This window comes from Flavobacterium sp. RHBU_3 (genome assembly GCF_046613565.1).
GTDB lineage: Bacteria > Bacteroidota > Bacteroidia > Flavobacteriales > Flavobacteriaceae > Flavobacterium.
Genome location: NZ_JBKJHC010000014.1, coordinates 17,073 through 31,739 on the forward strand (window position 1 = coordinate 17,073; position 14,667 = coordinate 31,739).

The following is a 14,667-nucleotide window of genomic DNA, read 5'->3' on the forward strand; positions in this document are numbered from 1 at the left end:
CAACAGCTGCTTGTTTATCGTCTTTATAATATGGTTTATTCTACTGTGGTATTCAGCATTTTCCAAAGCTTGTCTTTAAGCTCTGTAAGTCCCTGCTGTGCCACAGACGATATAAACATGTATTGTGTACCGGCAAGCTCTTTATCCAGTTGTGCTTTCATTTCTGCTTTAAGCTCTTCATCCAGCATATCGGTTTTGCTTATGGCTATCAGGCGGTCTTTATCCAGTAACTCAGGATTGTAGCGCCTTAGCTCATCCAGCAATATATCGTATTCTTTTTTAATATCCTCAGTATCGGCAGGTATCAGGAACAGCAATGTACTGTTTCGCTCTATATGGCGCAGGAAATAATGCCCAAGCCCCTTACCTTCGGCAGCACCTTCAATAATTCCCGGTATATCGGCAATTACAAAACTCTGGAAATCACGATATGCTACAATACCCAGGTTAGGTTTCAGCGTTGTAAACGGATAATCCGCAATCTTAGGCTTAGCCGAAGTAAGCACACTAAGCAGTGTACTTTTGCCTGCATTCGGAAAACCAACAAGGCCTACATCGGCAAGCACTTTCAGCTCCAGCAGTACGTCAATTTCTTCAGCAGGCATACCCGGCTGCGAATAACGCGGCGTTTGGTTTGTACTGGTACGAAAATGCCAGTTACCCAGTCCGCCCTTACCTCCTTTTGCAAGTATCTTCTTTTCGTCGTGTTCTGTAATTTCAAACAACACCTCACCGGTTTCGGTATCCTTTACCACAGTACCCAGCGGCACTTCAATAAACTTATCCTCACCATCGGCTCCGGTACTGCGCGAGCTACCTCCGTCTCCGCCATGGCCGGCTTTAATGTGGCGTGCAAACTTAAGGTGAAACAATGTCCACAGGCTCTTATTCCCTACCAGGAATACGTGTCCGCCACGGCCACCATCACCACCATCGGGTCCGCCTTTTTCAATAAACTTTTCACGGTGCAGGTGCGTAGATCCCTTCCCTCCTTTTCCGGAAGACACATATATCTTTACATAATCTACAAAATTCCCTTCTGTCATTTGATTAAAGTTTACTGTTCAAGGTTTAAGGGCGCAAAGGTACATTTATTTTGCGTATTATGAAACGCTGAATAGTTATTGAATAAAACAAGCCTGCCGTTACAGGAATTTATTCTCTTTCATCCACTTAAGGCAGCGTTCAAACCACTCATCTGTAGTGGTTTTATTATTAAGACCAAAACCATGCCCCCCCGCCTGGTAAACGTTTAGTACTCCTTTTACGTTTTGCGCGAGCATACTTTCATAAAACAAAATACTGTTTTGTACCGGTACTGCCTTATCATCCTGCGCATGAATAAGAAAAACGGGAGACATATCGGGTTTTACCTGGGTTTCATTTGAATACAGGCGAATACTTTCATCTGAAGCATCTTTACCAATAAGATTAGCCTTAGAGCCACCATGTGTATAGGCACCCATACTTATTACCGGATATACCAATATAGAAAAATCAGGTTTAACACTTATACCATTGGTTTCTATAACCGGCTTATCATAATGTGTGGCGGCTGTTGATGCAAGGTGCCCCCCTGCTGAGAAACCAAGAATACCCACTTTATCCGGATCTATGTTCCATTTTTTCGCATTTTCACGCACCATTTGCAGCGCGCGCTGTGCATCCTGTAGTGGTCCTATAGAACGGTCTTTCATAATTTCGTCACTCGGTAGGCGGTATTTAAGCACAAAAGCCGTTACCCCCTGTTCATTAAACTTTTTAGCCACAGCTATACCTTCATGGTCATAGGCCAGCATACCGTAGCCACCACCGGGGCATATAATTACTGCGGTGCCGTTTGCCTTACCTTTTTCAGGAAAAAAAGGCTGTAATGTAGGTTGGCTTACAAACCTTATACGCGAGTTTTCGTTAACTTCTTTGTAAGTATCGGGAGTAGGTTTGCTGTTTGGCACCTCTTTGTATAAGGGAATTGCATTTTCCTGCTGGGCGAAACTGTTTTGAGAAAAAGAAAAAGTGATCATTAGTATACAATTAAACAACAAGCTTTTTGGCTTGTTATTAAGTAACAAAAAAGATTGCTTCATTTTTATGAATGTAGTTTTGGTTATGCACAATTAAAATTGCGCATGAAGATAACAAAATCATGTTAATCAACCGTCCTGTTCAGCTATGTTTAAGCCTTATTTAATATCGAATAGTTGATATATAGGGCGTATCTTTACGACAGTGTAACAAGACCCAATAAGCGTATGAAAATTATCCCGCTACAATATGGCGTATTCAGGGTAAGTAAAGACAAGGTTTTTACTCCTGCCGATACCCCATTGCAACCCGACGAAAGCGGTTACCTGACCATGGCAATTTGCCCGTTTCTTATAGAATTACCCGGTCAGTTGATTTTACTGGATGCCGGCCTGGGCATTGAATCAGACGGCAAACCCGTTATTATAAAACTGATAAACGAAGCCGGCTATAATGCTACCGATGTAACAACAATACTACTAAGCCACCTGCATAAAGACCACGTGGAAGGCTTAGGTTATTATGAGGATGATATTTTTGTACAAAATTTCCCTAATGCGACGATATTTTTTCAGCAGAGGGAAATGGACTATGCTTTAACCCAAACACAAAGCCACTCTTTTGATACAGATATTTTAAAAGAAATATTGTCGTTTGAAAACCTTTCTCCCATGCATGACGATGAAGGCAAACTGGGAGAATATATTACATACCAAGTTACCGGTGGGCATTCGCCATTTCATCAGGTGTTTTTTATAGAGCAGGATAATGAAATTGCCTTTTACGGAGCCGATAATCTACCTCAACGAGCGTATTTGAAATTCCATATTGCATATAAAACCGACTACGACGGTAAAAAAGCAATGGCATGCCGTATACAATGGGAACAGGAAGCTAAAGAAAACAATTGGCAGGTACTACTATACCACGACAAACATCCGGTAATACGTATGGACTAAAAATAGAAATTCCCCTGTTTCCAGGGGAATTTCTATTTTTTCAAATGTTTATTCTTTAAGCGAACGTACACGAACCTTATCTATTTTTACGCCATCCATATCTACAACTTCAAGTTCAAAAAGTTGCCAGTGCAGCTTTTCACCTTCTTTCGGTATGTAGCTTAATTCAGTCATAATAAGTCCGCTAACCGTAGTTACCTCATATTCATTAATAAGGTCATCAAGATCAAAATAGGTAAGGAAATCATGCAGCGGATAGTGCCCGTCTACAAGCCACGTACCTTCTCCTTCCGCTACAAGTTTAAACTCGTCTTCGTAGAAATCGGCTGCATCGCCTACTAAAGCTTCAAGAATATCGTTTAAGGTAATCACCCCTTGGAAAACACCATATTCATCTGTAACAAGCGCATAGTGCACTTTGGTCTTTTTGAATATCTCAAGTGCTTTATAAGCCGAAGTGTGTTCTATAAGATATACCGGCTCTTTAATGATATCTGAAAGTTTAAAATCAGCGCGATCAAAGTTGGCAAAAATATCCTTAAGTAACACAACACCTTTAACTTCATCAAGGTTATTACCTTCACTTACAGGATACATACTATGAAGTTCTTCAAGCATTACTTCACGTATTTTTTCCCTGTCAAAATCAGTATTAAGATAGCTAACCGACTTGCGGTGCGTCATTAACGAATTTACTTTACGGTCGCCAATATGAAACACACGCTCCATAATATCATGCTCTATTTCCTGAACTTCTCCGCCTTCGGTACCTTCTTTTATTATAGCCTTGATTTCCTCTTCAGTCACTTTACCGTCGGCTGTGGGGCGTATGTTGAATAACTTCATCAGCCCGTCAGTACTTACTGTAAGCAACCAAATAAACGGAGCAGTAACTATACTTATGTACTTCATAGGTACAGCAACCATTTTAGCTATACTTTCAGGATACGTGAGCCCTACCCTTTTTGGTAAAAGCTCTCCTAATACCAGCGAAAAGAACGTAAGTATAACCACCACAATACCTACCGAAATGTTATCGGCATAAGGTTTCAGTGCAGGTATACCTTCTATAAACAGGCGTACATCGTCGGTTATTTTGTCACCGGAATAAATACCGGTAAGAATACCTATAAGCGTAATACCTATTTGTACCGTACTTAGGAACTTATTTGGAGAATTGGCAAGATCAAGCGCCGTTTGGGCACTTGAGTTACCTTTTTTAGCAGCGGTTTCCAGTCGGTTCTTGCGCGCAGAAATAAGCGCAATCTCACTCATGGAGAACACACCGTTAAGGATAATAAGGAATAATATTATGGCTATTTCCAATCGGGTTGGTTTTTAATTAAACTTGTCTAATACAAGACTCAACCTTTCGGTTACTTCTTCTATAGACCCTATACCGTCTACCTCATAAAATTTATGCTGCTTTTTATAGTAATCAGCAAGAGGAGCCGTTTTTTCATTGTATTCCTGGTAGCGCTTACGTATCAGGGCTTCATCCTGGTCATCAGCACGACCACTGGTTTTTCCACGCTCAAGAAGACGTGCAACAAGTATCTCATCATTTGCTTCAAGAGCTACTGTAGCAGTTACACTCTGTCCTTTCGACTCTAAAAATGCATCAAGCGCTTCTGCCTGGGCAATAGTGCGCGGATAACCGTCTAAAAGAAAGCCTGCAACATCAGGATTCCTGTTTACTTCATCCTGAAGCATTTTTGTAGTAACATCATCGGGTACAAGCATACCTTTATCCGCATATGACTGCGCGAGCTGACCTAATTCGGTATTATTACTTTTATGATACCTGAATAGATCGCCTGTAGAAATATGCTTAAGGCTGTACTTTGTTTTTAAGAACTCTGCCTGAGTACCTTTACCTGCACCAGGCTTCCCGAATAGAACAATATTAATCATTGTGTGTTATATAAAGTTTAGAGTATTTTTATTGTAATTGATATACTTCAGGCAGGTTGCGCCCCAGCCCGTCATAGTCCAGCCCGTAGCCTACTATAAATTTATTTGGAATTTCAAAACCGATGTAGTCCAGCTTTATGTCTTTAGTGTAAGCTTCAGGCTTAAAAAATAACGTAGCTATTTTCAGCTGTTTTACACCTTTCTCGGCAAACATTTTTACAAGTTCTTCTACGGTATTACCGGTATCTACTATATCTTCTATGATTACCACGGTACGCCCCTCAAGATTCTGATTTAGCCCTATAAGCTGTTTTACGGCACCGGTGCTACCCATGCCCTCATAGCTGGCCACTTTTACAAAGCTAACTTCGCAATCAGCCTTATAGTGCTTTACAAAATCTGAAACTACCATAAATGCACCATTCAGCACACCTACAAATACCGGTACTTCGCCTTTTAGTTCGTTCTCTACCGCTAAGGCAAGGGTATTTAGCCGTGAATTTATTTCGGCAGCCGATATAAACGGCACAAAATGTTTATCGTGAAGTTGTATCACTATTTTTGCTGGTTTTAAAGCTACAAATATACTAATTGTAATACTGTCGATTATAATGGTATACCTATTTTGTAATAATTTTATGAACGAAACAAAAACACTGACTTACAGCAACTTAACAACAAACAAAACCTAACTATTTTCCTTTTATCTTATAATAAGTGTTTGCAACCGTATTTTCTTTACTTTTATTTCAGATAATCCTCTCATATCCCGATGCTGAAAAAACTGGCCTTATTATTTCTTATATGCGTTGGCTGCAACCAAATATTATTGGCACAGGAGACTATCCGTCAGAAAACAGACAACGAAAGTATAAAGAACAATACTAGCCACATTAGGGAAATGGAAGAAGTTGTAATAAGCAATTTCCATGTAAACGACAGCCTGCTAAATGTTCCGTCCGCAATAAGCATTATTACAAATATGCAGCGCAATAACAACACCGAAATTGCTCCATTACTTAACACCCTGCCCGGTGTACAGATGCAAAGCGGCGCACTAAACACCAACCGGATTTCTATACGCGGTATTGGCGCAAGGACAACCTACGGCACTAACAAGATACGGGCTTTTTATGGCAACATTCCCCTGACCACAGGCGACAGTGAAACTACTATTGAAGACATAGACCTTGAAGCAATAAACCGCATAGAAATTATTAAAGGACCTTTTAGCAGTATTTACGGTGCCGGGCTTGGCGGCGCCATTCTTATAGACCCTAAATACACATCTAATACCGGCCATACAGGTAAAGCAAGCATAACAGCTGGCTCATTCGGGTTGCTGAAAAACACCTTTAATTATGGCTACAACAGCAATAATGGAAGTGTAAACATCAACTACCACAAACTGCAAAACGACGGCTGGCGGACCAACAGCGGTTACTACCGCGAGGGGGCTACCCTGGCTGGCGACCTTTTCCGTAAGGAGAAAAGCAGGCTTACCTACTTTGGCAATTACACCTATATGAAAGCCTATATAGCCAGTTCGGTAACAAAAGAAAGCTTTAATCAAGACCCTCGCGCCGCTGCACCTACCTGGGCAGCAAGCAAGGGCTACGAGCAGTATCATACCTTTATGGGTGGTGTGTCATATGAATTTGAGTTGACTCCCAATCTAAAAAACGCGACATCTGTATTCATAAACAATAAGAACAGTTACGAACCCCGTCCATTCAATATATTAGCACAAAACAGCATGGGTTATGGTGGGCGGACACAGTTTAACGGCAACTCCCTCATTGGTAAACTGAAAACCGAATACATAGCAGGACTTGAATTTTTTAAGGACGGATATACAGGCAGCACGCATGAAAGTTTGTACCAGGATAATAACGGTAGCGGTTCGGTTCAGGGAGCAAAACTAACCGGAGATGAACAAAGCAGGCATTTTATAAATGCTTTTGCACAGGTAAGGTTGCAGTTTACTACAAAGCTGGAAGCACAGGCAGGCATCAACTACAACAAAACCACATTCAGCCTTGACACTACATTCCCCGAAGAAAGCCGCAATAGTGAAAACCATAGTTACAAAGGCATAGTAGCACCACAGTTTGCATTGTTATACAAACCAGAAAAAAACAGCACCGTGTACGCATCGGTAAGCCGCGGATTTTCTTTGCCTGCCATTTCGGAAACACTAAATGCAGATGGTACGGTAAACCCCAACATAAAACCGGAGAATGGCTATAACTTTGAAATAGGCAGTAAAACTTATGCTTTTAATAACCGCCTGTATACTGATGTTGCCCTGTACCGTATGGAAATAAAAGACCTGCTCGTGGCACAGCGTGTGGGCGACGACCAATACGTAGGCACAAACGCAGGAAAAACATTGCACGAGGGTATAGAATGGTTTATAAAGTATAATCAACCCTTGGCAAAGAACTGGCAGCTTTCGCCCTATGTAGCTTTATCGGCAGGACGCTATCGTTTTGAAGAATTTATAAGTAATGACATTGATTATAGTGGCAACAAGCTTACCGGGGTACCTTCTACAAAATTTAATGCGGGGCTTACATTAAATATGCCTTTAGCGTTTTACATTACTGCCGATTATTACTATACTGACGGCATTCCCATGAACGATGCCAATACAGCCTTTTCTAAAAGCGACAACCTTCTTAATACAAAACTGGGCTGGAATTATAACGACAACAACGGACTGAATATAGGTGCATCATTTGGCATCAATAATACAACCAACACACATTACGCATCCATGATATTAGTAAATGCCACCGGAAATAACCCAAGATATTACTACCCCGGGCTACCGGTTAACTATTATGGTAATGTGAATATTAGCTATCTTTTTTAAAAAATTCCCCCTAAAAAAAGTAGGGCTATAACGATTTTTTACGCAACCAATCCGGTTTTTACACATCTTAATCAAAGTATTTTAAGATAATCAAAAACGAATCGTTATGAAACTACGTTTACTTTTTTGCCTGTTTATCGCTACGATAACAGGTGCCTTTGCACAGCAGCAGGCTGTGATTCAGGGCGATGAAATGTTATGTCCCGGTGGTACGGGTAACGCCATGGTATTAGGTATAGTACCTTATGACAGCTATCAGTGGCAGGTAAAAGCTTATGGAGAAAGTAATTTTACCAACATTGAAGGAGCCATTTATTCTACATTCCAGTATGATGCTTACACGTACAGTGTTACCACCATTAGGGCTCAGGTATCTCAAAACGGGGAAACATTCTACTCAAATGAGCTGTTTATAGACAGCATGGTATTCCTTCCTATTTTTTACAGTACCGAAACTACAGGCGATGTAACATTTGATCCTAATCAGCAGGGATATATTCTTTGCGAAGGCGGCGCTATTATCAATACTGTAGGTGAACCGTATACAAATGTTCAATGGTATAAAGACGAAGTAGCTATAGAAGGTGCTACAGGTACCAGCTACACTATTACAGCTCCGGGTACATATTATGCAATAGCAGCACCCGCAGATTGCCCACAAAGTGCGCAAACTACCCTGCCCTGCGTGGTAATGCCTTGTACTACTCAAGAAGTTGAAGCTCCGGTTATAGATGGCGATCTTATGCTTTGCCCATGGACAAACGGAACTGCTATAGTTACTAATGGCTATACCTACGATACTTATCAATGGTATTCTAAATTCTGGTTTACTTCAGACGAATACCAGCCTATAGAGGGCGCCACATCGGCTACGTTTACTTATGATTGGTTTACATACGACCAGTCTTTATTTAAATTGGTAGTAACTTCAGGAGGCACTACTTACGAATCTAACGTAATACAAATAGACAGCTATGCATGGGTCGGCTTAATCATAGAGCAGTCTATGAATGAAAACCTTGTAACCTATGATCCTGACCAGGGCTTTTTAATGTGCCCTACCGGCACTATTACTAATACCATAAACAGCCCATACAGCATTGTACAATGGTACAAGAATGGTGAGGCCATAGAAGGTGCCACAAGTACTACTTATGTAATTACAGAACCCGGAAACTATACTGTTGTAGCCTCCCCTGAATATTGCCCGGACAGTACAACAGAAAGCGACCCTATAGTTGTTGTGGAAAACACAGACTGTACAGCGGGCACACAAAACCCTGCCGGTAAAAGCTTTGTACTGTACCCTAACCCTGCTAACAGCGTGCTAAATGTACAACTGGGTAGTAATAATACTGCCTCTGAATATGTCATATTTGACGTTACAGGAAAGAAACTTGCTGAAGGTACACTTAAGGGAAGCACATCAGCAATAAACATAGAAAACCTTGCAAACGGTACTTACCTAATAAAAATAGGTGAAAATGGTGCACAGGCTTCACAGATGTTTATAAAACAATAAATCCTTTCAAAACCAATTATGTAAAAGCGGGGCAAAAATATTTTGTCCCGCTTTTTTTTATTTCGGGTAAATGGGATACTAAATTTATTTGCGCAATTTTGTAGTAAACCATATCCATGCAAAATTTTAAAACCGATGTTGCAAACAGTACTGCACACCGTCCTTCGCGGGAAGGATTGGCTAATCGTGTACTGGCAGATGCACAGCTATTACCCGAACTGCTAAGTATTGCCTTTGATACTAAAAACAAAAGCCACCACAAAGCTTGCTGGATATTGGAATTGGTACTTGAAAACAACATAGCGCTTATTAGTCCATATCTGGATGAATTCTGTAATACAGCGAAGTCATATAATCATGAAGGTGCCATACGTTCAATTTCAAAAATATGTTTGTTCCTGGCTCAGCAAAACCACACGACCCCTGTTACACTTAATCAGCAACAAAAAGAATTAATAACAGAAACCTGTTTTGATTGGCTGATAGCTCCCGACGGTAAGGTAGCAAGCAAAGCCTATGCTATGCGTGCTTTATACCTTTTAGGAAAAGATACAGACTGGGTATACACCGAGCTACAGCGTATATTACAAGATGATTTTACAAAACACACCGCAGCATACAAGGCAGCAGCAAAAGAACTGCTACAAAAACTGAAAAATAGTTAACTTTCCACCGCTATAACAGTAACTATTACATGGACGGAAATTTCACTAAAGCGCAAACAACCCTGCTAAAGATTATTACAAACCTTACCTTTTGGGTATTTATAGCCATTACTGCCGGTATATGGTTAGGACACTACCACCCACAGCAGGCACTTATGATGGAAAAGGTGGGCAAATATTTTATCGAACTGATAAAGCTGTTCATAGGCCCCATCATATTTATCACAATTGTATTAGGTATAAGTGGTATGGGCGATTTGCGTAAAGTAGGACGTATTGGTATAAAATCGTTACTTTATTTTGAGGTAGTAACCACCTTTGCCCTGGCCATAGGCGTAGCGGTAGCTTACATCCTAAAACCAGGCAATATAGACCGCGCAGGGCTGTCTATGGGTAACACCGATACCTTTACACAAAAAGCATCAGAATTCAGTTGGCTAAAGTTTTTCCTGGATAATTTTACCCTGCAGGTATTAGTTGCAGCCATTATAACAGGTATAGCATTAAACTTTTATTCTAAACGGGAAGTAGTAACCGGATACTTGTATAAAGCCTCCTCATTCGTCTTTAAAGTACTAAAATGGGTTATGTACCTAGCACCCGTAGGTGCTTTTGGCGCTATGGCGTTTACTATAGGTAAATTCGGGCTGCACACATTAGTACCTCTGGGTAAGCTAATGCTGTCTGTATACGTTACAATGGCAATATTTATTTTCGGAATATTGGGCAGTATATTAAGGTACTATAAGATGAGTATTTTCCGGTTCCTTAGTTTTATTAAAGAAGAACTCATCATTATACTTGGTACATCGTCATCTGAAACTGCCCTGCCAAATCTTATGGAAAAACTGCAAAAGGCAGGATGTAGTAAAGAAGTGGTAGGTTTAGTAGTACCAACAGGATATTCATTTAATCTTGACGGCACATCCATATACTTAAGCATGTCAGTAATTTTCCTTGCACAGCTTTATGATGTACATCTAACCTTTACAGAAGTATTAAGCATTATAGGGCTGCTTATGGTAACCAGTAAAGGCGCTGCCGGAGTTACAGGAAGCGGCTTTGTGGTATTGGCCTCTACCCTTACCGCAATACACAAAATACCCGTTGAAGGTTTAGCCTTCCTGCTGGGTGTAGACAAGTTTATGAGTGAGGCCCGGGCCATAACAAACTTTATAGGAAACGGTATCGCTACACTGATTATTAGCCGTAGCGAAGGCGAATCTGCCGATATTAGCAATGTATAATTATTTTTTGAACATAATTTGCCTAAAAACACCCACTAAAACGTTTTAGAATAGACACGAGAAGTTATTTTTTAACAGAAAGATAACAGGGTTTTTAAGCATCAGCCTAAAAAAAAACACCAAACAAAACATTCAGTTGAAATTTTAATAAAAATACTATCACAACCATCAAGGAATAATATTTTTATTACTTTAGTAAAAGATTTAAATACCATTTTAAAGTTCGCTGACAATATGGTTGTACTTACCTTAACCCAGATAGTGACGGAGGGGAACGGCACTATAAAAAACTGAAGTTAAGGAAAACACCGGACGATAAGCTGAAGGAATGATAAAATGCAAACAAGCAACTTTCTTCTTTTTTAAAGGCCTGTCTCTTAGACAGGCCTTTTAATTTGTATACAGCAACTATACCGGTAATTTTATCCATAAAAAAAGGCCGCCTTTTGGCAGCCTAATTATCTTCAAACAATACAATTATTGTTCAAGCTGTTTTTGAGCCCTCTTCTCTTTTACAAGTTCTACGGTGGCACCGCCTACCCAGTAGAAAACAAAACTTACCAGGAACATCATAAGCCAAAAACCTATGGTAGCAATGGTAAGGAAAAGAAGAAAACCTAAGTACTCTTGAAATTCAAACATGTTTTCCGGAAATTTTGAATTATGCCCCAAATATACACCAAAGCGTTTGTTAAAACAACTAAAACACTGAGAAAAGTTCATCAAAAATTAATTCCGAAATCATTTTCTTAAAGAATCAATATTGCGTAATTTTGGCTGGCTTTTCTACCCCTGCACAACGTCAGGTAATTAGATTGCCATTAACCTAAATTTTATAAACAACCATAAACATTTTTAAAATGGAATACAGGATTGAAAAAGACACTATGGGCGAAGTTAAAGTACCTGCAGACAAGTACTGGGGTGCACAAACTGAGCGTTCGCGCAACAACTTTAAGATAGGTACGCCCGGTTCAATGCCGAAAGAGATCATTGAAGGCTTTGCTTACCTTAAAAAAGCTGCTGCATATGCTAACCACGACCTGGGTGTTCTTAGCGTTGAAAAACGTGATGCAATAGCACAAGTATGCGACGAAATCCTTGAAGGAAAACTGGACAGCGAGTTTCCGCTTGTAATATGGCAAACCGGTTCAGGCACACAAAGTAATATGAACGTTAACGAAGTGGTGGCTAACAGGGCACAAGTACTTGCCGGAGGTAAAATAGGTGAAGGCGAGCCTGTACTAAAAGCCAATGACGACGTAAACAAATCACAATCAAGTAACGATACCTACCCTACCGGTATGCACATAGCTGCATACAAAGCTGTAGTAGAAGTAACGCTTCCGGGTGTGGAAAAACTACGTGACACTCTTAAAGCGAAAAGCGAAGAGTATATGAACGTGGTTAAAATAGGTCGTACGCACCTTATGGATGCTACTCCCCTAACCCTTGGACAAGAACTTAGCGGATACGTAGCCCAGCTTACATACGGCATTAAAGCGGTTAAAAACACCCTTGAGCACCTTGGCGAACTTGCCCTTGGCGGTACTGCTGTAGGTACAGGTCTTAACACGCCTGCCGGTTATGATGTAAAAGTAGCCGAATACATTGCTAAATTTACAGGTCTTCCGTTTGTAACGGCTCCAAACAAATTTGAAGCACTTGCAAGCCACGATGCTCTTGTAGAAACTCATGGTGCACTAAAACAACTTGCAGTAGCGCTTAATAAAATAGCTAACGATATCCGTATGCTGGCTTCGGGCCCACGCTCTGGTATCGGTGAAATACTTATCCCTGAAAACGAACCGGGTTCGTCTATCATGCCGGGCAAGGTAAACCCTACACAATGTGAAGCCCTTACTATGGTATGTGCCCAGGTTATGGGTAACGACGTAGCTATTACAATTGGCGGTACACAAGGCCACTACGAACTTAACGTATTTAAGCCGCTTATGGCTGCTAACTTCCTGCAATCAGCCCGCCTGCTGGGTGATGCATGTGTATCGTTTGACGAGCACTGTGCACAGGGTATTGAGCCAAACTACACCCGTATTAAAGAGCTTGTAGACAACTCATTAATGCTTGTAACTGCACTTAACACCAAAATAGGCTACTACAAAGCGGCTGAAATTGCACAAACTGCACACAAAAACGGCACTACACTTAAAGACGAAGCCGTTCGTCTTGGTTATGTAACTCCTGAAGATTTTGATGCATGGGTTAAGCCTGAAGATATGGTGGGGTCGCTTAAATAGTAAACCCTAACTATAAATATTACAAAGCAGCTCTTTTAGGGCTGCTTTTTTGTTAATAGCATTGTAAATAACTCACTATAAAAATGTTTATGAATAACTTTATGGAAAATCACAGCCATGAAAGACATTGCCCGCCGCTTCCCGGAAAATCCTATACTGATACCTAACGATATAAAACCGAGCAATTACGGACTTAAAGTTATCTGCCTGCTAAATCCGGGAGTGTTTACATTTAATGGAAAAATATGGCTGCTGATACGCGTGGCGGAAAACGTAACCCCTAAAGACGGCGTTATCTCTTTTCCTGTACTGGATGAATATGGGAATATTGATGTGCTTGATATAGCCAAAGATGATAAAGACCTGGACACATCAGACCCTCGGGTAATGAGCTACAAAGGACAGGATTACCTTACTACCCTATCGCACTTGCGATTAGTATGCAGCGAAGATGGTATACATTTCCATGAGCCCGATAATATTAAAACCATGCTTACAGGAACTGGCAAAGCAGAAAGCTTCGGTATAGAAGACTGTAGGGTGTCTAAAATTGAAGATGCATATTATCTTACCTACACAGCGGTATCGGCAAGTGGCGTGGGCGTAGGGCTGCGTACTTCCAAAGACTGGATAAATTTTAAAAGCTTCGGGATGATATTTCCCCCTCATAATAAAGACTGCGCTATTTTCGAAGAAAAAATAAACGGGAAATTTTATGCCCTACATAGGCCCAGCAGTGTGCAACTTGGCGGTAATTACATCTGGATTGCAGAATCGCCCGATGGCATACACTGGGGTAACCATCAATGTATTGTAAAAACAAGAAAAGGACAATGGGACAGTGCACGCGTGGGTGCCGGAGCAGCACCTATAAAAACCGATAAAGGCTGGCTAGAAATTTACCACGGAGCCAATGAAAACAACCGGTATTGCCTAGGGGCTTTCCTTATGGATATAGATAATCCATACAAAGTACTTTCAAGAACAGTACAGCCAATTATGGTTCCAACAGAAGAATATGAACTTACAGGCTTTTTCGGACAGGTGGTATTTACTAATGGACACGTAGTAAACGGAGATGAACTCACCATTTATTACGGTGCAGCAGACGAGTTTGTATGCGGTGCTAAGTTCTCTATTTCAGAAATACTCGGATTATTAGAATAACAAAAGCCATCCCGAAAGATGGCTTGTTTATT

At 40.7% G+C, this 14,667-nt stretch carries 13 protein-coding genes; 7 read left to right on the forward strand and 6 right to left on the reverse strand.

Features of this window, described 5'->3' with window-relative positions; all coding sequences use genetic code 11:
* Positions 1–35 precede the first annotated feature (35 nt).
* Together obgE and ACLI1A_RS17130 are read right to left on the reverse strand one after the other, a co-directional pair.
* Entirely contained in the window at positions 36–1,046 is a 1,011-nt protein-coding gene (obgE, locus tag ACLI1A_RS17125; RefSeq protein ID WP_411409908.1) for a GTPase ObgE, read from the reverse strand.
* A 99-nt stretch (positions 1,047–1,145) separates the two neighbouring features.
* Positions 1,146–2,087, reverse strand: a complete 942-nt coding sequence (locus tag ACLI1A_RS17130; RefSeq protein WP_411409909.1) for an alpha/beta hydrolase — start codon at positions 2,085–2,087, stop codon at positions 1,146–1,148.
* A gap of 165 nt (positions 2,088–2,252) precedes the next feature.
* On the opposite strand from ACLI1A_RS17130, the gene ACLI1A_RS17135 reads away from it, so the two are divergent.
* On the forward strand, positions 2,253–2,984 hold the full coding sequence (locus tag ACLI1A_RS17135) for an MBL fold metallo-hydrolase (RefSeq protein ID WP_411409910.1): 732 nt from the start codon (positions 2,253–2,255) through the stop codon (positions 2,982–2,984).
* A gap of 48 nt (positions 2,985–3,032) precedes the next feature.
* Here ACLI1A_RS17135 and ACLI1A_RS17140 read toward each other — a convergent pair whose 3' ends face one another.
* The 3 genes from ACLI1A_RS17140 to hpt are packed head-to-tail and all read right to left on the reverse strand — an operon-like array spanning position 3,033 to position 5,454.
* Entirely contained in the window at positions 3,033–4,310 is a 1,278-nt protein-coding gene (locus ACLI1A_RS17140) for a hemolysin family protein (protein ID WP_411409911.1), read from the reverse strand.
* Positions 4,311–4,322: 12 nt separating this feature from the next.
* Complete coding sequence (locus ACLI1A_RS17145; RefSeq protein WP_411409912.1) at positions 4,323–4,898, reverse strand: adenylate kinase; 576 nt, start codon at positions 4,896–4,898, stop codon at positions 4,323–4,325.
* Between the two features lie 28 nt (positions 4,899–4,926).
* The gene (gene hpt / locus ACLI1A_RS17150; protein ID WP_411409913.1) at positions 4,927–5,454 is read right to left on the reverse strand and encodes a hypoxanthine phosphoribosyltransferase; all 528 of its coding nucleotides are present in this window, start codon (positions 5,452–5,454) and stop codon (positions 4,927–4,929) included.
* Between the two features lie 273 nt (positions 5,455–5,727).
* On the opposite strand from hpt, the gene ACLI1A_RS17155 reads away from it, so the two are divergent.
* The 4 genes from ACLI1A_RS17155 (at position 5,728) to ACLI1A_RS17170 (ending at position 11,210) form a co-directional block, all read left to right on the forward strand.
* A complete protein-coding gene (locus ACLI1A_RS17155) occupies positions 5,728–7,776 on the forward strand; it encodes a TonB-dependent receptor (protein WP_411409914.1) in 2,049 nt (682 codons plus the stop codon).
* 106 nt (positions 7,777–7,882) lie between these two features.
* Positions 7,883–9,298 carry a T9SS type A sorting domain-containing protein gene (locus tag ACLI1A_RS17160; protein ID WP_411409915.1) on the forward strand — a complete coding sequence of 472 codons (1,416 nt, stop codon included), beginning with the start codon at positions 7,883–7,885 and terminating at the stop codon, positions 9,296–9,298.
* A gap of 116 nt (positions 9,299–9,414) precedes the next feature.
* Positions 9,415–9,963, forward strand: coding sequence for a hypothetical protein (locus ACLI1A_RS17165; RefSeq protein ID WP_411409916.1), 549 nt, complete (start codon positions 9,415–9,417; stop codon positions 9,961–9,963).
* Positions 9,964–9,992: 29 nt separating this feature from the next.
* Positions 9,993–11,210 (forward strand): cation:dicarboxylate symporter family transporter, encoded by a 1,218-nt coding sequence (locus ACLI1A_RS17170; protein WP_411409917.1) that lies wholly within the window; start codon positions 9,993–9,995, stop codon positions 11,208–11,210.
* A gap of 477 nt (positions 11,211–11,687) precedes the next feature.
* Here ACLI1A_RS17170 and ACLI1A_RS17175 read toward each other — a convergent pair whose 3' ends face one another.
* On the reverse strand, positions 11,688–11,852 hold the full coding sequence (locus tag ACLI1A_RS17175) for a hypothetical protein (protein WP_411409918.1): 165 nt from the start codon (positions 11,850–11,852) through the stop codon (positions 11,688–11,690).
* A gap of 218 nt (positions 11,853–12,070) precedes the next feature.
* On the opposite strand from ACLI1A_RS17175, the gene fumC reads away from it, so the two are divergent.
* Complete coding sequence (gene fumC / locus ACLI1A_RS17180; RefSeq protein WP_411409919.1) at positions 12,071–13,468, forward strand: class II fumarate hydratase; 1,398 nt, start codon at positions 12,071–12,073, stop codon at positions 13,466–13,468.
* A gap of 117 nt (positions 13,469–13,585) precedes the next feature.
* Positions 13,586–14,635 (forward strand): glycoside hydrolase family 130 protein, encoded by a 1,050-nt coding sequence (locus ACLI1A_RS17185; RefSeq protein WP_411409920.1) that lies wholly within the window; start codon positions 13,586–13,588, stop codon positions 14,633–14,635.
* Positions 14,636–14,667 lie beyond the last annotated feature (32 nt).

Coding starts and splice junctions, on each gene's coding strand:
- obgE (WP_411409908.1), bottom strand. CDS start 1,046: ATGACAGAAGGGAATTTTGTAGATTATGTAAAGATATATGTGTCTTCC.
- ACLI1A_RS17130 (WP_411409909.1), bottom strand. CDS start 2,087: ATGAAGCAATCTTTTTTGTTACTTAATAACAAGCCAAAAAGCTTGTTG.
- ACLI1A_RS17135 (WP_411409910.1), top strand. CDS start 2,253: ATGAAAATTATCCCGCTACAATATGGCGTATTCAGGGTAAGTAAAGAC.
- ACLI1A_RS17145 (WP_411409912.1), bottom strand. CDS start 4,898: ATGATTAATATTGTTCTATTCGGGAAGCCTGGTGCAGGTAAAGGTACT.
- ACLI1A_RS17160 (WP_411409915.1), top strand. CDS start 7,883: ATGAAACTACGTTTACTTTTTTGCCTGTTTATCGCTACGATAACAGGT.
- ACLI1A_RS17165 (WP_411409916.1), top strand. CDS start 9,415: ATGCAAAATTTTAAAACCGATGTTGCAAACAGTACTGCACACCGTCCT.
- ACLI1A_RS17170 (WP_411409917.1), top strand. CDS start 9,993: ATGGACGGAAATTTCACTAAAGCGCAAACAACCCTGCTAAAGATTATT.
- ACLI1A_RS17175 (WP_411409918.1), bottom strand. CDS start 11,852: ATGTTTGAATTTCAAGAGTACTTAGGTTTTCTTCTTTTCCTTACCATT.
- fumC (WP_411409919.1), top strand. CDS start 12,071: ATGGAATACAGGATTGAAAAAGACACTATGGGCGAAGTTAAAGTACCT.
- ACLI1A_RS17185 (WP_411409920.1), top strand. CDS start 13,586: ATGAAAGACATTGCCCGCCGCTTCCCGGAAAATCCTATACTGATACCT.